General features: G+C 52.3%; 15 protein-coding genes. 7 read left to right on the top strand and 8 right to left on the bottom strand.

Going from position 1 to position 19,755, the window contains the following annotated elements:
* Positions 1-49 precede the first annotated feature (49 nt).
* From MO867_RS03405 to MO867_RS03390, 4 genes are all read left to right on the top strand, one after another.
* Entirely contained in the window at positions 50-451 is a 402-nt protein-coding gene (locus MO867_RS03405) for an ExbD/TolR family protein (protein WP_252464621.1), read from the top strand.
* 5 nt (positions 452-456) lie between these two features.
* The gene (locus tag MO867_RS03400) at positions 457-1,074 is read left to right on the top strand and encodes an energy transducer TonB (RefSeq protein ID WP_252464619.1); all 618 of its coding nucleotides are present in this window, start codon (positions 457-459) and stop codon (positions 1,072-1,074) included.
* Positions 1,075-1,087: 13 nt separating this feature from the next.
* Positions 1,088-2,440, top strand: a complete 1,353-nt coding sequence (locus MO867_RS03395; RefSeq protein ID WP_252464618.1) for a tetratricopeptide repeat protein — start codon at positions 1,088-1,090, stop codon at positions 2,438-2,440.
* A 225-nt stretch (positions 2,441-2,665) separates the two neighbouring features.
* Positions 2,666-3,316 carry an energy transducer TonB gene (locus MO867_RS03390; protein ID WP_252464616.1) on the top strand — a complete coding sequence of 217 codons (651 nt, stop codon included), beginning with the start codon at positions 2,666-2,668 and terminating at the stop codon, positions 3,314-3,316.
* A gap of 42 nt (positions 3,317-3,358) precedes the next feature.
* Here the strand turns inward: MO867_RS03390 and ilvD are convergent, their stop codons facing one another.
* The 6 genes from ilvD to MO867_RS03360 all read right to left on the bottom strand — a co-directional run bounded on the left by ilvD (position 3,359) and on the right by MO867_RS03360 (position 10,930).
* The gene (gene ilvD, locus MO867_RS03385; RefSeq protein ID WP_252464614.1) at positions 3,359-5,191 is read right to left on the bottom strand and encodes a dihydroxy-acid dehydratase; all 1,833 of its coding nucleotides are present in this window, start codon (positions 5,189-5,191) and stop codon (positions 3,359-3,361) included.
* A gap of 128 nt (positions 5,192-5,319) precedes the next feature.
* Positions 5,320-6,642 carry an amino-acid N-acetyltransferase gene (argA, locus tag MO867_RS03380; protein WP_252464612.1) on the bottom strand — a complete coding sequence of 441 codons (1,323 nt, stop codon included), beginning with the start codon at positions 6,640-6,642 and terminating at the stop codon, positions 5,320-5,322.
* 60 nt (positions 6,643-6,702) lie between these two features.
* Positions 6,703-7,866, bottom strand: coding sequence for an acetylornithine deacetylase (argE, locus tag MO867_RS03375; RefSeq protein ID WP_252464610.1), 1,164 nt, complete (start codon positions 7,864-7,866; stop codon positions 6,703-6,705).
* The gene (locus tag MO867_RS03370) at positions 7,844-8,725 is read right to left on the bottom strand and encodes a DMT family transporter (RefSeq protein WP_252464609.1); all 882 of its coding nucleotides are present in this window, start codon (positions 8,723-8,725) and stop codon (positions 7,844-7,846) included. Before MO867_RS03370 ends, argE begins: the two co-directional genes overlap by 23 nt.
* Before the next feature lie 241 nt (positions 8,726-8,966).
* The gene (locus tag MO867_RS03365) at positions 8,967-10,241 is read right to left on the bottom strand and encodes an inorganic phosphate transporter (RefSeq protein ID WP_252464607.1); all 1,275 of its coding nucleotides are present in this window, start codon (positions 10,239-10,241) and stop codon (positions 8,967-8,969) included.
* A gap of 11 nt (positions 10,242-10,252) precedes the next feature.
* The gene (locus MO867_RS03360; RefSeq protein ID WP_252464605.1) at positions 10,253-10,930 is read right to left on the bottom strand and encodes a TIGR00153 family protein; all 678 of its coding nucleotides are present in this window, start codon (positions 10,928-10,930) and stop codon (positions 10,253-10,255) included.
* A 147-nt stretch (positions 10,931-11,077) separates the two neighbouring features.
* On the opposite strand from MO867_RS03360, the gene tfpB reads away from it, so the two are divergent.
* From tfpB to MO867_RS03345, 3 genes are all read left to right on the top strand, one after another.
* A complete protein-coding gene (gene tfpB / locus MO867_RS03355; protein WP_252464603.1) occupies positions 11,078-12,853 on the top strand; it encodes a type IV pilus assembly ATPase TfpB in 1,776 nt (591 codons plus the stop codon).
* 328 nt (positions 12,854-13,181) lie between these two features.
* Entirely contained in the window at positions 13,182-16,025 is a 2,844-nt protein-coding gene (gene glnE, locus MO867_RS03350; protein WP_252464601.1) for a bifunctional [glutamate--ammonia ligase]-adenylyl-L-tyrosine phosphorylase/[glutamate--ammonia-ligase] adenylyltransferase, read from the top strand.
* Positions 16,026-16,085: 60 nt separating this feature from the next.
* On the top strand, positions 16,086-17,039 hold the full coding sequence (locus MO867_RS03345) for a branched-chain amino acid transaminase (protein ID WP_252464600.1): 954 nt from the start codon (positions 16,086-16,088) through the stop codon (positions 17,037-17,039).
* Positions 17,040-17,091: 52 nt separating this feature from the next.
* Here MO867_RS03345 and MO867_RS03340 read toward each other — a convergent pair whose 3' ends face one another.
* Positions 17,092-18,435: a UDP-glucose dehydrogenase family protein gene (locus tag MO867_RS03340; protein WP_252464598.1), complete on the bottom strand. Its 1,344-nt coding sequence runs from the start codon at positions 18,433-18,435 to the stop codon at positions 17,092-17,094.
* Positions 18,435-19,733 (bottom strand): O-antigen ligase family protein, encoded by a 1,299-nt coding sequence (locus MO867_RS03335; protein ID WP_252464597.1) that lies wholly within the window; start codon positions 19,731-19,733, stop codon positions 18,435-18,437. Before MO867_RS03335 ends, MO867_RS03340 begins: the two co-directional genes overlap by 1 nt.
* Positions 19,734-19,755: the final 22 nt, after the last annotated feature.

Genomic DNA, 19,755 nt, shown 5'->3' with positions numbered 1-19,755 from the left:
CCGGGGGCTCTCTGGGCCCCCGCTGGAAAAGTTCGCTAAGAGAGTTGCTATGAGCAAAAGAAAAAAGACGGCAGAAGAAGAAGCCGGCGCAATTGACCTCACGCCGATGTTGGACGTGGTGTTTATCATGCTGATCTTCTTTATTGTCACCGCGACCTTTATCAAGGAGCCGGGTGCTGATATTGAGAAGCCGGAAGCGACAACCGCTGAACTCAAAGCCGCCTCTATTCTGGTAGCAATCAACGACAGTGACGAAATCTGGATTGCCAAAGAGAAGGTTGACGAGCGTCAGGTACGAATTGTCCTGGAGCGTCTCTACTCGGAAAACCCGAAAGGGTGGTTGGTAATTCAGACCGATAAAGGATCGAGTATTGAGAAAATCGCCCTGATCGCGGATGCGGCCAGGAAGATTGGTATCACGAAAGTTTCTGTCGCTACAGAGAAGAGTTAACAGCTATGAATCCGGTAAGACTTCTAGGGGCGGGTACGTTGGCGGTAGCCACGACTTTTGGCCTCATCTTCACCATGCATCAGCTGATTGCGGCGAACATGGGTGCTCCAGAGGAAACGGAGCAGTTCAAAGTTGCCGATGTGGTGATGCCTGACCAGTCGATCGAAACACAGTTCAACACGGCCAAGCCGGTAAAACCAGAAGACCCGGAAGTCCCGCCACCGGATATGCCGGAGCCTGATTTCGAGGAGCAGGTTATTGATGGTGGAATCAATATCTCTGCACCTAAAGCAGGGGGCGGCGTTAAGTTGTCTGGTTTCAGCTTTGGTGAAGGTGACTACCTGCCGATCGTAAAAGTACAGCCACAATATCCCCGTCGTGCTCTGCAGCGCGGTATGGAAGGTTATGTAATCGTTGAGTACACAGTGACTACTAATGGTTCTGTACGTGACCCGATCGTGATCGAGGCCTTTACACTGAACGGCAAACCCACAACGGTTTTCAACCGGGCTGCTTTGAAGTCCGCATTGAAATATAAGTACAAGCCGCGGGTAGTCGATGGCAAGCCGACTGAAGTTCCTAATGTTAGGACTAAGATCAGCTTTAACATGGCTAAGGACTAAAAGGGGAAGCACTATGAAGTTGACGACCATCACTAAAGGTTTGTCCAAGTTCGCTCTGCGCACGTCAGTGGCGCTACCCTTGGTTCTGGCGCCGGCGGTCAGCGTTACCGTGTTGGAAGCTGCAGGGGTTTCCGCAGTTTTTGCCTCAGCACAGGCGCAGGAACAAAAAAAACCCAGCAAGCAAAAGACCCGCAAAGTACCCGCAATGCGTGAAGCCGCGTACAAGAAGCTTGAAAAAGCTCAGGAAGCGGCCGATGCAGAGGACTGGCCGGGTGCCCTTGCCGCGCTGAAAGATATGGATGCCAGCAAGAAGCGATACAACGGCTATGAAGTGGCCCAGATGTATAACTTCTTCGGGGTGGTTTACTACAGTACTGAGCGATACAAGCAAGCTATTCCCTACTTCAAAAAAGTGCTGGACCAGGGAGAAAAAAACCTGCCAGTGGCTTTAGAAGTGGGCACTTTGTTTACACTTGCCCAGCTGTATTTTGTCACCGAGGATTACAGGCAGGCCGTCAATTACCTGAATAAGTGGTTTAAGGTTTCTAATCGCATTACGGCGGACTCCTATGCGCTACGGGCCCAGGCTTATAACCAGATTGGCAATCAGGATAAAGCGCTCGCGGATATCAATATAGCGGTATCCATGTATGAGAAAGAGGGCAAGACTCCTAAAGAAGGCTGGTATGGCCTGCAGCAGTATGTCTATTTCGAGCGCACTGACTATAAAAAGGTAGCGGGTGTCCTGGAAAAATTGGTGCAGTACTATCCTAAACCGGTGTATTACAAGACTTTGGCGGCGATGTACGGTGAGCTAAAGCGCGATAAGGATCAGCTGCATATGATGGAAGCAGCTTACCTTACCGGCGCTTTGGAAAAGGATAAAGATCTGCTGAATATGGGCTACCTCTTTATGGGGCATGAAATGCCTTATAAAGGGGCCAAGGTTATCGCCAAGGGTCTCAAAGAGAATAAAATCCCGCGAACGGCCAAGAACCTGGAAACTCTGGCTCAGGCATACCAGATGGCCCAAGAGCTGCAGAAGGCTATTCCCCAGCTGGAAGCAGCGGCCAGGCTTTCTGATAAAGGGGAAATCTATTCCCGTTTGGCGGGTATTTATCTGGATCTGGACCAGAACGAAAATGCTATTTCTATGGGTAAGAAAGCGCTGGCCAAACGCGGAATTAAGCGCGTGGACACCCTGCATATCGTATTGGGAATGGCTAACGCGAACCTTAAGCGATATGACGCTGCGCTGAAGAGCCTCAAGATCGCACGGAAGGATGAACGTTCGGAGAAGTTCGCTCGTCAATGGATTGCTTTTGTTGAGGGTGAAATGGAGCGTGAGAAGCAACTGGCCATTTAATTTTCGCATAGTGGTTTGAGGATAAAAAAGCCGCGCAGAGATGTGCGGCTTTTTTTATGCTCCATTCTTTGTGTTAGCCGACATAAAACATTGATATGAACTGTATTACCGGACTATTTGCATTTTTTTGTAATTTGGCTAATGATTAAAGCCAGCTGATCAGCTTTTCCATTTACGGCACTAGAATGCCGCTTATTACACCCTAACAATAAAAGGAGTGGTGTTATGGATAGAGCTTGCCAGTCGATTTCCAATCCCATATTTTTCCCCCCTCATTTGCTCGCGAGTTATGCAAAAGGCCTGGGTTATGCGGCTTTGACAACTGTTGGGCTTATTTTCTTAATGAGCCAGTTAGTTGCCACAGATTTTGTGGAGCCTACAGCCGAACCGCTAGCCTCTATCAAGCCAATTCATATAACAGAAAAGAAAGTTTTCACGACCAAAGAATTCGAGGCACCACCAGAGCCCCAAGAGATTCCACCACCACCTCAGCCGACGGCAGCCAACAAAGATGTCACGATTCTGGATAGTCAAATATTGATTCATCCACCAGTGATCTCGGGTGAGGGCGGTCCCATGGCGGCAACTAGAGATCCTCTACCCGTGTATAAACCGGCACCTCGCTACCCCAGTGCTGCATTACGCAGAGGTATTGAGGGCTATGTGATCGTTGAATTCACGGTGACTAAAACCGGTGCTGTACGGGATGCTCGCGTTGTTGGTGGCTTTGATAGCGAGGGTAACCCCACCAATGTATTTAATCGTTCTTCACTGGCTGCGGCAGAGCGCTTTAAATACCGGCCGCAGATGAAAGATGGCCAGCCAGTTGAGCGCTATGGTGTACGTAATCGTATTAGCTATAAATTGGCAGAATAAAAAAACGGCCCCTTGGGGCCGTTTCTTCAGGTTTTGAGATTATCAGTCGATCTCTCGCACTGCCCCCCGGTCTGCACTGGTAGCGAGCAGAGCATAAGCTTTTAGTGCCTTGCTGACTTTTCGAGGGCGTTGATCAATGGGTTGCCAGCATTTGGGGTTTTCTTCCATCTCCAAACGGCGTTTTTCGAGCTGAGCTTCTTCTATAACAATTTCAATTTTCCTTGCGGGAATATCGATACGTATTAAGTCCCCGTTGTGAACAAGCGCAATATTTCCTCCCGATGCCGCTTCCGGTGAAACATGGCCGATAGAAAGACCTGAAGTGCCCCCAGAAAAACGGCCATCGGTAATGAGGGCACAGTACTCCCCCAGTCCTTTTGATTTAAGGTAACTGGTGGGATACAGCATTTCCTGCATACCGGGCCCGCCTTTGGGGCCCTCATAACGAACGATAACAGCTTCGCCTTTGCTGACCTTTCCCTCAAGGATATTGGAGACCGCTTCCTCCTGGCTCTCTACGATGTGGGCCGGGCCTTCAAATTGCCACAACGCCTCGTCGACGCCGGAAGTTTTCACAACACAGCCATTGGGGGCAAGGTTGCCGAAGAGAATGGCGAGCCCCCCTTCTGATGAATAAGCGTGATCTACAGAGCGAATACAGCCGTGTTGGCGATCGGCATCCAGCGTGGGCCAGCGACAATCCTGGCTAAAAGCAGTTTGCGTAGGGATGCCTGCGGGCCCTGCGCGATAGAAGTCGAGTACGGATTTGTCGTCAGTGCGACAGATATCCCAGCGGGCCAGGGCATCGGCGAGAGAGCTACCGTAAGCCGTTGGCTGGGAGGCATCGATAAGTCCTGCGGTCTCTAGTTCGCCTAGAATAGCCATGACACCACCAGCGCGGTGGACATCCTCGACATGGTACTTTGGGGTATTGGGAGCCACTTTACACAGCTGGGGTACTTCACGGGAGAGGCGATCGATGTCCTCCAGGGTGAAGTCAATCTCACCTTCCTGGGCAGTTGCCAGCAGGTGCAGGATGGTATTGGTGGAGCCACCCATAGCGATATCGAGAGCCATCGCGGTACGGAAGGCGGTGTGATTGGCAATATTGCGTGGCAGGGCACTTTCATCGTCCTGCTCGTAGTAGCGCTTGGTCAAGGCTACGATTTCGCGGCCGGCGCGCAAAAACAGCTCTTTGCGATCTGCGTGTGTTGCCAGCAGGGTGCCGTTGCCTGGGAGTGACAGCCCCAGTGCCTCAGTGAGGCAATTCATCGAGTTGGCGGTAAACATGCCTGAACAGGAGCCACAGGTTGGGCAGGCGGAGCGTTCATACTCGGCAACCTCCTCGTCAGAGGCCGTGTCTGTAGCGGCGATGATCATAGCGTCCACCAAGTCGAGCTTGTGGTCTGCCAGTTTGGTTTTACCGGCTTCCATTGGGCCGCCGGAGACAAAAATTACCGGAATATTCAGACGCATGGCAGCCATCATCATTCCCGGTGTAATCTTGTCACAGTTGGAAATGCACACTAGGGCATCGGCGCAGTGGGCGTTGACCATATATTCTACGGAATCAGCAATAACCTCACGGCTGGGCAGGCTGTAGAGCATGCCGTCATGTCCCATGGCAATGCCGTCGTCTACGGCAATGGTATTGAACTCCTTGGCCACCCCGCCTGCGCGCTCGATTTCCCGCGCCACCAACTGTCCCATATCCTTCAAGTGCACATGCCCAGGGACGAATTGGGTAAATGAATTGGCAATGGCGATAATCGGCTTGTGGAAGTCCTCATCCGTCATACCTGTGGCGCGCCATAAAGCGCGAGCTCCGGCCATATTGCGGCCGGCAGTAGAGGTGCGGGAGCGGTATTGGGGCATGATCACAAATTCCAGCTGGCAACAATAGATGTGGAAGCTTAACAAAAAAACGGATTTTTCGGGATGCTTTCGCAGAAATAGAGAAAGCGCCACATCCTTATAGGATAAACCTCTCGATACCACTGTGACTATCTGGGCGGATTTTCCCCGAGGCTTTTGCGCAGGATCCTCGAGTTACGCTGGATGTTGTAAAGGGACTTGCGTGAAGCGGGCAGTTCACTGACACCGACTTGTTCAAAGCCCTGTTCAATAAACCAGTGTTCTGTCTGGGTGGTGAGTACATAGAGTTCTTCCACATGGACGGCTTGGGCCTGGCGCTCCAAGTGACGCATTAATTTGGCACCTCGGCCCCCACCCCTGAATTCAGGGTGACTGGCTAGGCAGGCAATTTCTGCTGCTGATGTGAGGCCGTCTTTATCTTTAATGGGGTAGAGTGCGGCACAGGCGACCGGAGTGCCGTCGACCTCGACAAGTGTAAAGTGCTCAATCTCCGCCTCAAGTTTTTCCCGCGAGCGTCTAACCAGTACACCATCTCTTTCCAAAGGGCGTATCAAACCGAGAACCCCACCGACATCGGTAATTCGCGCCCTGCGCACTACCTCGTAGCTATCCCGGTAGATCATGGTTCCCTCGCCCTCGCGGCGAAATAGCTCTTGGATCAGGGCACCATTCTTGCGGTAGCTGAGCAGGTGAGTACGTGCGATACCGGCGTTGCAGGCTCGGATGGCACAGCGCAGGGCTTCACTTTGTACTCGCGGAGCCACCTGTTCCGCCTGCAATATACTGAGCTCATTAACGGCGCGGCCGTCTACTTGGAGTTGCTCGGGTTCGCGAAATAGTACCAGCTTCTCTGCGCGCAAGACCCTGGAGGCCTCAGCGGCCAGATCGAGGTAATTAATATTGAACAACTCCCCGGTGAGTGAGGTTCCTAGCGGTGAGAGTAACACCAGGGAGCCTTGGTCCAGGGTTTGTTCCAGGGTATTTACGTCCATGCGTCTTACAGTGCCGGTCCAGCCGAGGTCTACCCCATCGAGAACGCCACTCGGACGCGCGGTGACAAAATTGCCCGAGACTACTTTCAGGGCGGACCGAGCCATTGGGGAGTCTGGTAGCCCCTGCGAGAAGGCGGCTTCAATATCAAAGCGCAGCTTGCCTACAACAGATTTAACAATTTCGAGCGTGTCCCGGTCGGTAATGCGCTGCCCCCCGTGAAACAGGTTTGCAAGGTTGCACTTCTCTAGCGCCCGATTGATTTGTGCCCGCGCGCCATGCACGACAACCAAGCGCACGCCGAGGCTGGCGAGCAGGGCCATATCGTGCACCAGATTACGAAAATTGGGGTGCTCCAAAGCGTCGCCGGGCAGACCGACTACCAGTGTACGGCCGCGCAGGTCATTGATGTAGGGTGCCGCGTGGCGGAACCAATTGAGGGAGGCGTTATCGTCGCTCACTAATTATCTACCGTGTAAATCGTTTTCGATGCCATAGCTTTGGATGGGGGCGCGGGCCGATTATAGGCAGAAGCGGCCAATCAGCTTCCGCAATATGTTGACCATGGGATTAATACGGTCCAAGGCGAGATACTCATCTGGCTGGTGCGCCTGGTCAATATCACCGGGGCCCAGCACGATAGTGTCAATATTGAGACTCTTCAAGTAGGGCGCCTCGGTGCCAAAAGCAACACTTTCAGCGGCATGGCCACAAAGCTTTTCGGCTGCGGTGACTAATTCTGACTGTACATCTTGTTCAAAAGGCTCTGTACCGGGAAATAAAGAGGATATTTTCACATGTATTTTTCTGTCCTGCTGAATGGCGAGAACACGCTTGCTTATCTCTTCGCGCAGATCGCTTAGGTGCATCCCAGGTAAAGGGCGGACATCAAACTGTAACTCGGTTGCGCCACAAATCCGGTTGGGGTTATCACCCCCATGGATACAACCCAGGTTGAGGGTGGGGACGGGAACGGTAAATCCGGGGTTATTGTATTTTTGCTGCCATTCTTTTCGAAGTGTTAATAGTTCACCAATAACCTTGTGCATGGCTTCAAGGGCGTTGGCCCCGAGACTGGGGTCTGAAGAGTGGCCGGATTGCCCGGTGATACACACGGTTTCCATCATGACGCCTTTGTGCATACGTATTGGGCGGAGTCCGGTGGGTTCGCCGATAACCGCGTAACGCGCGCGAGGGCGACCTGCCTCAACTAAAGCGCGAGCGCCGCTCATAGTGGTTTCTTCGTCAGCAGTGGCGAGGATAATCAGCGGTTTTTGGAGGGGCTTACTGATGAAAGTCTGCGCCGCTTCGATCACCATGGGAAAGAAGCCTTTCATATCACTGGTGCCCAGGCCGTAAAAGCGGTTTTCCCGCTCGGAAACCTTAAACGGGTCCGACTGCCAGAGGTCGGCATCAAAGGGCACTGTGTCTGTGTGTCCCGCTAAAACAAGCCCACCATCGCCACCGGCTTGGCCCCTCAGTGTGGCAATCATATTGGCCTTGTTGGGAGATCCTTTTAGAGGCATCACCTCAATATCGAAACCGAGGGTATCCAGCCATCCAGCTAAGAGTTCTACCACTGGGCGATTGCCCATATCTAAAGAAGGGTTGGTAGCACTAACACTGGGGCAGGCTATCAGCTGCTGTAGCTGAGTTTTTAGGTTAGGTACTGTGATACTCGCCATGGGAACTCTCCCTTTTTTTGTAACGCCATTCGTTCAGGATAACGGCGGCCGCGATCAATCCCCCCCCTAGGGCGAGGCGGGTCAGGTCGGCATCTCGATTCCAGATTAACAGGTTTATCAACAGGCCAGCGGGAATCAGCGCGTTGTTCATGGCTGCCAAAGTGGCAGTGGAAACTTGTGTAGCCCCTTTATTCCACAAAAAATAGCCAAGCCCTGAGGCTGCCAACCCGAGCCAAAGTAATACACCCCAATGGACCGAATTCTGGGGATATAGTGGCTTGCCAAATAACAACCAAGCAAAAACGGTTACCAGGCTGGCCCCGAGAAAAAACCAAGCAAAAGTTTGCCTTACCGGTAGTGCTGGTTGTTGGCGGTGCATTAGTTGTTTGTAGGCTAGCTGTCCTATAGCAAAGCACAGATTAGCGCCCTGGACTACGGCAAAGCCGAGCCAATAGTGGCTATTCGGAGAATCCCAGCGAATAACCCCTGCCCCAAGCACGGCGACAATTGCGATTGCGAGGTTCCAGATGGACAGTTGTCTTTTCAGCAGGTCTTGAAAGGCGGTGATGTAAAGAGGGGTGAAAATAGTAAACAGCAATACCTCAGGCACACTGAGCAGTAAGAAAGATTGGTAATAAAACAAATACATCAAGCCTAACTGAATAGCACCGATAATCATTAAACAGATACTGGTGCGAGGGTTGCACCGTTTCCATTGCAGCATGGGTAAAAAGATTGCTGTGGCAAGCAGCGTCCGTGTCATCGCGGAAAAATAGCTGTCGACCTGGCCGGCGAGATAGGCTCCAATCAGGCTAAATGAGAAAGCCCATAACAGGGTAACGAATAACAATAATGGCATTTGGCTAGCGTCGCAGGCGTTGGTGAGCTTATGGGCTTTGCCCCAGTACTTGACCTAAATATTACTGTTGGTTGGCGTAAATAGATATGGATGGGGTTACGCCTTCGTTTCAATGAAAGGGGCGAATTCCACTATGAGGCGAGGGGCTAGAGAATAAATATGGAAGGGAGGGTTTTGAGTGTAGCAAGCGAAAAAGGGACTAAAGCCCCCCTTTTTCGCTTACTCGATATTCGCGTCAAGTTCAGCCGAACACGCCCTTGAAGAGGTAGAAGAACACGATAGCAAGGCCCGCACCCGCGGGTAGGGTAACCACCCAGGAGGCGGCGATGGTGGTGACCATACGCAGGTTCAGTGCACCGATACCTCGTGCCAGCCCAACCCCTAATACTGCGCCTACCAGTGTGTGAGTGGTGGAAATAGGCAGGCCGGTGCCGGACGCCAGCACTACGGTGGATGCGGCGCCCAGTTCTGCGGCGAAACCGCGGCTGGGGGTCAGCTCGGTAATCTTCCTGCCGATGGTGGCCATTACCTTAAAACCGTAAGTGGCCAGGCCCACGACGATGCCAAGGCCACCAAGGAGCAAAATCCAGGATGGCATAGTTGATTTGGCAGTAATGGCGCCACTCTGGATGGTGTTGACCACCGCGGCCAGAGGGCCGACAGCGTTGGCTACGTCATTGGAGCCGTGGGCAAAAGCCATGGCGCAGGCGGTGAAAATCATCAGGATCGCAAAAACCCGCTCAACGTTGGCAAAGCGGTTTTCAGCCTCGATGGCTGGGTCACGTTTGATACGCTTGAGCATAGCGACACCAGCTCCGGCCACAATAAGGCCCGCCAGGGCTGCGATACCGGCATCCTGTACGAAGTTAAGCTGGATGTTTGCGTCCTTGAGAACGTGCTTCAGACCCTTGGTGAGGGTCACCATGGCAATCATCCAGCCCACGGCAAACATGTAGAATGGGATGTAGCGTTTGGCGTTGTTGAAGGGATCTTCAGTATTCAGAATCAAGCGCTGAACACTGCGGAACAGTAGGAAGGAGATGGTCCCGGCAAGTACTGGAGAGACCACCCAGCTCGCTACGATGCTACCCACTTTGCCCCAGGCCACTGCATCTGCGGAGATACCGACTGCGGAGAAACCGACGATTGCACCGACGATCGAGTGAGTGGTGGATACCGGCCAGCCGAGGATGCTGGCCACCATTAGCCAGGTGCCTGCGGCGAGCAGTGCCGAGAGCATACCGTACACCAGTAGCTCTGGTTGTGCGGCAAAGATTTCCGAATCAATAATCCCTTTGCGGATCGTTGCGGTGACTTCCCCGCCGGCTAAATAAGCACCGGCAAACTCAAAAATCATGGCGATAATAATCGCCTGCTTGATGGTCAGTGCACGGGAACCCACTGAGGTACCCATGGCGTTGGCGACGTCGTTTGCGCCGACGCCCCAGGCCATAAAGAAGCCTGCTACACAGGCCAGAATCAATAAAATATGGCCGTATTGACTTATAATTTCCACGCCGAAACCCCCTAACGCGCTAACAACAACTGCAATCGGTTACCCACACTGTGGGCGCGGTCGGCGAGTTCACCGATCCATTCAATGACCCGGTAGAGGAACATGACATCTACCGGAGGTAAGTCTTTCTCAATCGTGAACAGTGCCGCGCGGATTTCGACTTCGAGCTTGTCTGACTTGCGCTCTAACTCGTCCAGTTCTGCGGTCATACGCTTAGCAATATCCACTTCACGTCCGGCAAAGCCACTTTCCAGCAGTTCGTCCAGTTCGTTAATGGCACGCAGGGCCTGAGCAGAAGTGGCGACAACGCTCTCGACAAACGTGGTCATTAACGGCTGTAGGCTTGCAGGAATCTGCATTTTTCTGCCGATAGCCAATCCAGCGATATCCTGGGCAGTGTTGGCCACTTCATCCTGAGCATGCAGCAGTTCCAGCAGGTCAGATCGGGATACCGGCATGAACAGGCTGTCTGGCATATGCAGGCGCAGGTCTCTCTTGATATCGTCGGCTCGGTTCTCCGAGGCAGAGATACGCAATTGAATCTGTTCTGCTTCTTCCAGGTCACCCCGGATCAGTGAATCAAAAAACGGGATCAGGTCGGCTGATGCCTCGTGGGCCGTAGCCATATGCTTCTCGATTGGTTTAATCGGGGAGCGGCCAAATAAATTGGCAATATTTGACAGGGCCATGGTTAGCTCCATTGCTCAGAGTGCGAAAACGGCGGCATGGTACCCCAATCGGGGCAACTTCGGTAATAGTGCGTTAACAGTGTACTTTCCCTGCTTGATGATAGAGCTACAATGCGGCGTCGCCATATGAGAATAAAGGGGTTACCCATGGCAGAGAGCAGAGCTGCAGACCGACTACTGGAACTGCGTGGTCTACTGGAAGACCTGGTGGAGCAGGGCTTTTTAAGCCGACAGGATGCCAATCGGATCGTCGGTACACCGCGCACCGCCGAACAGGCGCAACTGCATCCGCTGAGCTATATCGCTAGCTGCGAACTGGGCAATAGGAAACAACCAGGCAGTTCGCTAAACAGTGAAACCCTCAGTGCTTGGCTGGCAGAGTGCTCCGATCACACCCTCTACCATATCGATCCACTCAAGATTAACGTGAGTGCGGTCACCGAAGTCATGAGCTTTCAGTTTGCCAAACGCCACCAGATTCTCTGTGTCGAGGCGGGAGTTGAGGAGCTATTGGTAGCAACGGCCCAACCGTTTACCCACGGCTGGGAGGAGCAGTTAGAGCACACCAGTGGTCGCAGGGTGCGGCGAGTGGTGGCGGACCCCGCCGATATCAAGCGGCATTGTGTCGAGTTCTACTCGCTGTCCAACTCTATTTCTGGTGCTAGCGGTCTGAAGGGCACCTCTGCAGCGAACAACTTTGAGCAGCTACTGGAGCTTGGCACCCTCAAAGATCCCGAGGCCAACGATCAGCACATCGTCAACATTGTCGACTGGCTGCTGCAGCACGCCTTCGATCAGCGCGCCAGTGATATCCATATTGAGCCGCGCCGGGAAGTGGGACGTATTCGTTTCCGTATCGACGGAGTTCTTCACCTCATTCATGAGCTGCCGGATCAGGTCAACGCGGCGGTCACCAGTCGTCTGAAAATTCTCGGCCGTATGAACGTGGCGGAAAAGCGCAAACCCCAGGATGGACGCATCAAGACCAAACGTCCCGATGGCAGCGAAGTAGAATTGCGTCTTTCGACTCTACCCACCGCCTTTGGGGAAAAACTGGTGATGCGAATCTTCGATCCCGAAGTGCTGGCTCGCTCCTACAGCGACCTGGGACTCGGCGGTGGAGACCTGGCGCGTTGGCGCGCGATGCTGTCGCGCCCCAATGGCATTGTGCTGGTGACGGGCCCCACGGGATCCGGCAAGACTACGACTTTGTACACAGGACTCAAACAACTAGCGACCAGTGCGGTGAATGTATCCACCGTGGAAGACCCCATCGAGATGGTGGAAGAAAGCTTTAACCAGACCCAGGTGCACCATTCCATTGGGTTTGACTTCGCCGCCGGTATTCGCACCCTGATGCGCCAGGACCCGGACATCATTATGGTGGGCGAGATCCGCGACTTGGAAACCGCGCAGATGGCGGTACAAGCGGCCCTGACAGGCCACTTGGTAATTTCCACTTTGCACACCAATGATGCCCCCACGGCAGTCACTCGCTTGCTTGACCTTGGTTTACCGCATTACCTATTAAAATCCACCATCCTAGGTGTTATGGCTCAGCGATTGGTGCGCACCCTGTGCCCTGCTTGCAAGCGCGAGGATCAAATTGAAGAGGCTGACTGGCATTCTCTGGTGCGCCCTTGGCGGGCGCCATTGCCGGACAAGATATACCAACCGGAGGGTTGCCTGGAGTGTCGTAATACCGGCTATCGCGGGCGCCAGGGAATATATGAAATCCTGCCGTTTAGTGAATCGGTCCAGGCTATTATCACCCCCGATTGTGATTTGCAGCAGTTGCGTCGCCAGGCAATGCGTGAAGGGATGAACAGCCTGCGACTGTCAGGGGCGAGAAAAGTGGCAGCGGGCCTGACGACCGTGTCTGAAGTACTCCGCGTGGCGCCACCATCGGATATCGCATTCTAATAAATGATTGAAAAGACTTGGCGAAGTTTTTTCAATCCAGATTTGCCGCGTATGCCCGCAAACTTTCCAGGACAGTTCCAGCCCTTTGTCGTTTGAGTTGTCACTGGCGCTTCCTTTTTGCGTTGGCAGGCTGACAAACATACTGTTTATGAGCCTGCTAGAAGCCCGCCACTGGGGATGGGTTTTTTGCGAGCATCAGAGCGGGCGTAATAGTGCCGCAGTAAGAATTTGTCCTGCTGCCCATACTGATTATTCGGAACTGTCTCTGCAGTATTCCAGGTTGCCCTGAGGGTGCGGCGCGGAGTAGCAGTCCCAAGGATTGATCCCCATGTTTGATAGTCTTCAGAGCCCAACATCCATTCTCCCCCAGCTCCAGTTACTTTGGAATGATTGGTATGAGCAGGCAGATACAGAGCTTGCCAAAGAAGTAGAGAGTCTTTTAGAAGATCCGGTTCTGCAACAGGCTGTGGCGCGATCCCTGGTTGGCTCAGAATTTTTTTACCGCCAATGTTGCCGGCACCCTGAGTTTCTGCAGGCTCTGCTGCGACACAAGGATTTGGGACTAGAGTTGCCCGCGATTAGTGGTGATGATGACTTGGACTACCGGTTGCGCCTTCTGCGCAACCGGGTAACGGCGGAAATGATATTTCGTGATTTTGCCGGGCAATGGGATATCCCTCGGGTGTGCCTGCGTCTCAGTGAGTTGGCGGAGCTTTCCATCTGTACAGCCATGACCTGGCACCACAAGCAGTTAGTGGTGCGCTATGGGGAACCCCGCAGCTGCGAAGGTCTTGCTCAGTCGATGGTGGTACTCGGCATGGGCAAGCTCGGCGCCAGGGAACTTAATCTGTCATCAGATATTGACCTGATTTTCGCCTATCCAGAACCGGGTTATACGGATGGCGATCAGAGTGTGGAAAACCAGAAATTTTTCCAGAAACTGGGGCAACGTCTGATCAAATCACTCGATAGCATTAATGCAGAAGGTTTCGTTTTTCGCGTGGATATGCGTTTGCGACCCTACGGCGACAGTGGGCCTTTGGTGAGCCACTTTGCGGCACTGGAGGACTATTACCAGACCCAGGGACGGGAATGGGAACGCTACGCCATGGTGAAGGCTCGTCCGGTAGCCGGGAACGAAGTTTTTGCTGCGGAATTGATGGAGTTGCTGCGTCCATTTACCTATCGTCGATATATCGATTTCAGTGCCATTGATGCCCTGCGTGAAATGAAGGCACTGATTCAGCGGCAGGTACGGGCCCGTGGACTGATCGACAATATCAAACTCGGCCGGGGAGGTATTCGCGAGGTGGAATTTATCGCTCAGGCGTTTCAGTTGATTCGCGGTGGGCGCGAACCCGCTTTGCGCGAGCGCAATCTGCTCAAGCTACTACCGCTGTTGGAAAGTGATGGGCACATTGAGCCTGGTATGGCTGAAAAGCTCACTGGTTGCTATCTATTGCTGCGCCGGACTGAACACGCCCTCCAGGCATACAAGGATCAACAGACCCAGGCCCTGCCCAATGAGCCCGATGAAAGAGAGAGGCTGGCTTTTGCCCTGGGTCGCGACAGCTGGGTGCAATTGGATGAAGAGTTAGTTGGTGTCCGCGGGTTAGTTGAGAGGGAATTCGATACCGTGATCGCCCCTCCAGCAGAAATGACCATGCCCAATATTGCTGTGGAGTGGCAGGGGCTGTGGGCAAGTTGTGACGATGACAGCAGCGCGGAAGAAAACCTACAGACTCTGACAGAGAATGGATTCAAGCCAGCCCAGCAAGCTCTGGATTATTTGAGAGAGCTGTGTCAATCGCCGATGGTCGCTGCACTTCCCGCTTCATCCAGGTCCCGGCTGGACCACTTTATGCCCCTGTTATTAGCTGTCGCTGGGCTGCAGGAGCAGCCTTTACTGGTACTTACTCGGGTATTGCCACTGGTGCGCTCGGTATTGCGTCGCAGTGCTTATCTGGTCCTGATTAATGAGAATCCAGCGGTTCTGAGCCAACTGGTGCGCCTATGTAGCGCCAGCCCCTGGATTGCCGAGCAGCTGGCACGTCATCCTATTTTACTCGACGAGCTACTCGATTCCCGCAGGCTGCTGGCCCCGTCAACTGCGGCCGATATCGCCGATGAGCTTCGACTGGAGCTGCTTCGCATTGATCCCGACGACTTGGAATTACAAATGGAGACGCTGCGCTATTTTAAGCAGAGTCAAAGCCTGCGTATTGCCGCGCAGGAAGTGAGTGGGGCCCTGCCACTGATGAAAGTCAGTGATTCCCTGAGCTGGTTGGCGGAAGCGATACTGCAGCAGTCGTTGCAGCTCGCGTGGACACAGATGGTGGAAAAATACGGTGTGCCGGCGGGAACATCTGCAGAGGACATGCATTTCGCCATTATTGCATACGGCAAGCTGGGTGGATTGGAGCTTGCCCATGGCTCGGATTTGGATATTGTTTTCGTCCACGATGCCGATGCTCAGCAGAGTACTGATGGCGATATCCGCATCGATAATTTGAGCTTTTTTACCCGTTTGGCACAGAGACTTATCCACATATTGCAGACTCGGACGTTGAGTGGTCCTCTGTACGAAGTGGATACGAGGCTGCGCCCCTCTGGCAATTCCGGCTTGTTGGTAACTTCCATTGGCGCTTTCGAAAAATACCAACGCGAAAACGCTTGGACTTGGGAGCATCAGGCTCTGGTGCGAACACGGCCTGTCGCAGGTAGCACACGATTGTGTGGGGCATTTCGACAGCTACGTCTGAAATTGCTTTGCCAGTCGCGAATGAGCGATAAATTGCGCGATGAAGTGGTGAATATGCGTAATAAAATGCGTGCGCACCTGGATAAGAGCAACGATAAAAATTTTGACTTAAAGCACGGCGCGGGCGGTATTGTCGATATTGAATTTTTGGTTCAATATGCGGCTCTGGCCTGGGCACAAACTGCGCCCTCGATAGTGCGATATACCGATAATATTCGCATTCTCGAAAGTCTGATAGACGCGGGCCTGATGACGGCCAAACAAGCCGGATATCTGATCGACGCCTACAAAGCCTACCGATCTGAAGGTCATCGCCTGGCATTACAACAACAGCCAGGGATTGTGAGCGATGACCACTTCACAGCGGAAAGAAAGACCGTTCAAACAAACTGGCAGCAATTACTCGGTTAGAGCCGGGCTTATACCTGCTGCCCGATTAAACTGTTTTTCAGGATTTGTAGGAGTTGCCCCATGTCTTTTGCCGACCGCGACGGCGTTATCTGGTTTGATGGTGAATTGGTTCCCTGGCGCGACGCTCGGGTGCACGTTTTAACCCACACTCTGCACTACGGAATGGGGGTGTTTGAGGGAGTACGTGCTTATGAAACCGATGCTGGCGCCAGTATTTTCCGTTTGCAGGATCATACCCGCCGGTTGTTTCGTTCTGCGAAAATTATGAATATTCCGATGCCCTATAACGCCGATGAGTTGAATGAAGCTCAGCGTCTGGTGGTGCGAGAAAATAATCTGCGTCATGCCTACCTCAGGCCGATGGTCTTTTACGGGTCGGAAGGAATGGGGTTGCGGGCAGAAAACTTGACCACTCATGTGATCGTGGCCTCCTGGGAGTGGCCCAGTTATATGAGCCCTGAGGCTCTTGAAAAGGGGATCAAGGTCAACACCTCTTCATATACTCGCCACCATGTAAATATCAGTATGTGTAAGGCCAAAGCGAATGGCAATTACATTAATTCGATGCTGGCGTTGCAGGAAGCTGTACGCAATGGGTGCGACGAGGCTTTGCTACTCGATCCAGAGGGATATGTAGCAGAGGGCAGCGGAGAGAATTTTTTCATTGTTAGGGATGGGACTATCTACACCCCGGAACTGACTTCCTGTCTGGATGGCATTACCCGCGATACGGTTATCGAACTGGCCAGGGAATGCGGCTATCGGGTTGTAGAAAAACGCATTACTCGCGATGAAGTTTATATTGCCGATGAGGCTTTTTTCACCGGCACCGCAGCAGAAGTAGTACCTATCAGTGAACTGGATGGACGTGCTATCGGCAGTGGCCGTCGAGGTCCTATTACGGGGCGGCTACAAAGTCTCTATTTTGAGGTCGTACATGGGCGCAGTGCGGCGCACCGTGGCTGGCTATGTGATGTGTCAGGCCAGGCCGAAAGGAAAATACGCATAGCTTGACGGGCAAATAAAGAAACCCAGCGAGAGCCGGGTTTTTTTGAGGGCTACTGATTTAAACAGAGCTTCTTGTGTCTGGCCGCCCTACGCAGTAATAATCAAATCCTGCGTCACGCATCTCCCCGGGTTCATACTGATTGCGACCATCGAAGACTACGGCTGTGCTAAGCGCGCCTTTGACCTCATTAAGGTCAAGGGATTTAAATTGCTGCCATTCGGTAGCAACGATCAAAGCATCAGCTCCCTGCAAAGCGTCATTTTTGGATTCGCATAACGCCAGGTCCTCACGATCGCCAAAAATCCGTTGGCACTCGGTGAGGGCCTCTGGATCAAAGGCGCGGACCTTTGCCCCTCGCTCCCAAAGACGTGTCAGTAGTATACGGCTGGGTGCCTCTCTCATATCATCAGTGTTGGGTTTGAAAGACAGTCCCCAAAGCGCAAAAGTCTTATCTTGGATATCTCCGTTGAAATGGCTCAGAATCTTTTCTACGAGATAGTGTTTCTGGCGTTCGTTGCGCGATTCCACCGCAGCCAGAATATCTGCGGCTATACCCATTTGCTGAGCCGAGGAAATTAAAGCCTTCACATCTTTCGGGAAACAGGAGCCGCCGTAGCCAATTCCAGCGTAGATAAACTGGTATCCCACTCGGGGATCCGAGCCAATGCCTTTCCTTACAGCTTCAATATCAGCGCCGACTTTATCGGCGATATTAGCCATTTCGTTCATAAAACTGATTTTAGTGGCCAGCATACAGTTGGCTGCGTATTTGGTTAACTCAGCACTCTTCACATCCATCACCAGTATTTTCTCGTGATTGCGATTGAATGGAGCGTATAGGTGGCGCAACTTTTGTTCTGAATCAGCTTCTGAGGTGCCGATAATAATTCGGTCTGGGCGCATACAGTCATTAAGTGCTGAGCCCTCCTTTAAAAACTCAGGATTTGAAATGATGTCGAAGGGCAGGTCAGACCTGTTGCGCTTGGAGAGCTCGCTCTCAACCGTTGCTCTGACTTTATCGGCGGTGCCAACGGGAACGGTGGACTTGTTGATAATATATTTTTTACTCTCCATAAACTGGGCAATCGTTGCCGCAACGGTTAATACATGGCGGAGGTCGGCCGAGCCGTCTTCATCTGGAGGAGTGCCAACGGCAATGAAAATTAACTCGCCGTGTTCAACGCCGAAAGCGGCTTCGGTTGAAAATGATAGATTGCCAGAGGAGACGCTGTTGTTGACCATGGGTTCAAGGCCGGGCTCATAAATAGGGATAACTCCCTGCTTGAGACGCTCGACTTTTTTCGTATCTATATCAATACAGACTACTTTATTGCCAGCTTCAGCTAAGACTGCTGCTTGCACCAGGCCTACATAGCCTGTGCCAAATACGGTTACATTCATCAGTGTGACTCTGTTCCTGAGCGGTTACTGTTTTGAGGATTGCTTTCCAAAAAAGTTTTATACGGCTTCAAGTCCTGATTCTCAAGGCTATTCCGTGCTAGCAGAATTGCCAGGGGAATCCAGTAGAAGAACCAAATGTAATTGGGTTTTACCAAAGGCTGCTGGGAGTAGGCCAGCATCGCCAGCACTCCGAACAGGAACCAGGCGGCATATAGGCCGGGAATCCAACTCAGAATTTTCTCTTTGGATTTTATGCTCCACAAAACCGCGAGACCTTGCCAGGCACATGCAGCAACTCCCAACAGGCCACTAAAGCGCGCAATATCCAGGAGGTAATTGTGTGGATGTGGCAACATTATATCGAGTTCTATAAATTTCTTGTGGACTAAGCCCTGGCCGATCAGTGGGGACTGTAAGAACTCCTCATAGACTTTTTGCCATAGATGAAGGCGAATTGAGTAAGCGCTGCCGCGATGTAGAAACGGTAAATCGTCAAATAGCGCTAAATAAGCCATCGGTAGCGCTCCCATTGCTATTAAAATTATTGTTTTTAACCGTCGTGATCGGCTGCTGAAAACCACCAATAATATTGAGAAAGCGGCCATCAAAATGGGGATTTTGGTTTGTGATAGAACGATGTAGAGACAGGATGTCAGCAAACCGGCGCCGGAGGCCCATCGCCAAAGAGCGGGCTTTTGCGAGAGACCATAACAGCAAAATAGGGCGTGAAAGCCAAACAACATGCCTGTTTTATCAATGTTTCCCTCGAGAGATATGCCTCCAATACGGTGAAGCCTCTGTAAGCCTCCGTCGGAAACGTAAACAATCAAGGAGGCTATGCCTGAGAGCAGGCCAATAACAATGGCAGCTAGTAGCAATTGGTGCAAAATTGAGTCGCCATAATGCTCCAAGAGGAAAAATATTGCGCAGTAAAAAAGCGCAAGGTAGAGCACTAATTTCCAGTAGTAATCTGCCGATCTAAAGACATCAGCAGTATCTGCGGAAGCCCAGAAAGCAGATAGGGCCAGTACTAAGGGAAGGCTGCAAAAAGCTGCAAATTGCCAGGATGCCAGGAAGCGATAATCCCTTCGCCAAGCCAATAGAAATATTGTGGCAGGCAACAGGGTCAGATAAAAGCCGGTTTGCACGCCCGACTCTTTGGGAAAGAAGTAAAAGCCACATATCAGCAGGAACAACCCGAAATAAGCCCACTTGAGCAGGCCTGAAATCCAGCGCGAGTTCTGCTGGCGATAAGCGGGGCCGGGGGTAAGGTTCGAGGTGCTTCCAAGTTCAGACATATTTGTAACTGTAAATCATGTA

Origin of the sequence: Microbulbifer okhotskensis (assembly GCF_023895975.1) — a bacterium.
Taxonomy (GTDB): Bacteria; Pseudomonadota; Gammaproteobacteria; order Pseudomonadales; family Cellvibrionaceae; genus Microbulbifer; species Microbulbifer okhotskensis.
This window is presented reverse-complemented; position numbering and strand designations above follow the sequence as displayed.

Coding starts and splice junctions, on each gene's coding strand:
- MO867_RS03400 (WP_252464619.1), top strand. CDS start 457: ATGAATCCGGTAAGACTTCTAGGGGCGGGTACGTTGGCGGTAGCCACG.
- tfpB (WP_252464603.1), top strand. CDS start 11,078: ATGGCAGAGAGCAGAGCTGCAGACCGACTACTGGAACTGCGTGGTCTA.
- MO867_RS03390 (WP_252464616.1), top strand. CDS start 2,666: ATGGATAGAGCTTGCCAGTCGATTTCCAATCCCATATTTTTCCCCCCT.
- argE (WP_252464610.1), bottom strand. CDS start 7,866: ATGGCGAGTATCACAGTACCTAACCTAAAAACTCAGCTACAGCAGCTG.
- glnE (WP_252464601.1), top strand. CDS start 13,182: ATGTTTGATAGTCTTCAGAGCCCAACATCCATTCTCCCCCAGCTCCAG.
- ilvD (WP_252464614.1), bottom strand. CDS start 5,191: ATGCCCCAATACCGCTCCCGCACCTCTACTGCCGGCCGCAATATGGCC.
- MO867_RS03395 (WP_252464618.1), top strand. CDS start 1,088: ATGAAGTTGACGACCATCACTAAAGGTTTGTCCAAGTTCGCTCTGCGC.
- MO867_RS03405 (WP_252464621.1), top strand. CDS start 50: ATGAGCAAAAGAAAAAAGACGGCAGAAGAAGAAGCCGGCGCAATTGAC.
- MO867_RS03335 (WP_252464597.1), bottom strand. CDS start 19,733: ATGTCTGAACTTGGAAGCACCTCGAACCTTACCCCCGGCCCCGCTTAT.
- MO867_RS03370 (WP_252464609.1), bottom strand. CDS start 8,725: ATGCCATTATTGTTATTCGTTACCCTGTTATGGGCTTTCTCATTTAGC.
- MO867_RS03340 (WP_252464598.1), bottom strand. CDS start 18,435: ATGAATGTAACCGTATTTGGCACAGGCTATGTAGGCCTGGTGCAAGCA.
- MO867_RS03360 (WP_252464605.1), bottom strand. CDS start 10,930: ATGGCCCTGTCAAATATTGCCAATTTATTTGGCCGCTCCCCGATTAAA.
- MO867_RS03345 (WP_252464600.1), top strand. CDS start 16,086: ATGTCTTTTGCCGACCGCGACGGCGTTATCTGGTTTGATGGTGAATTG.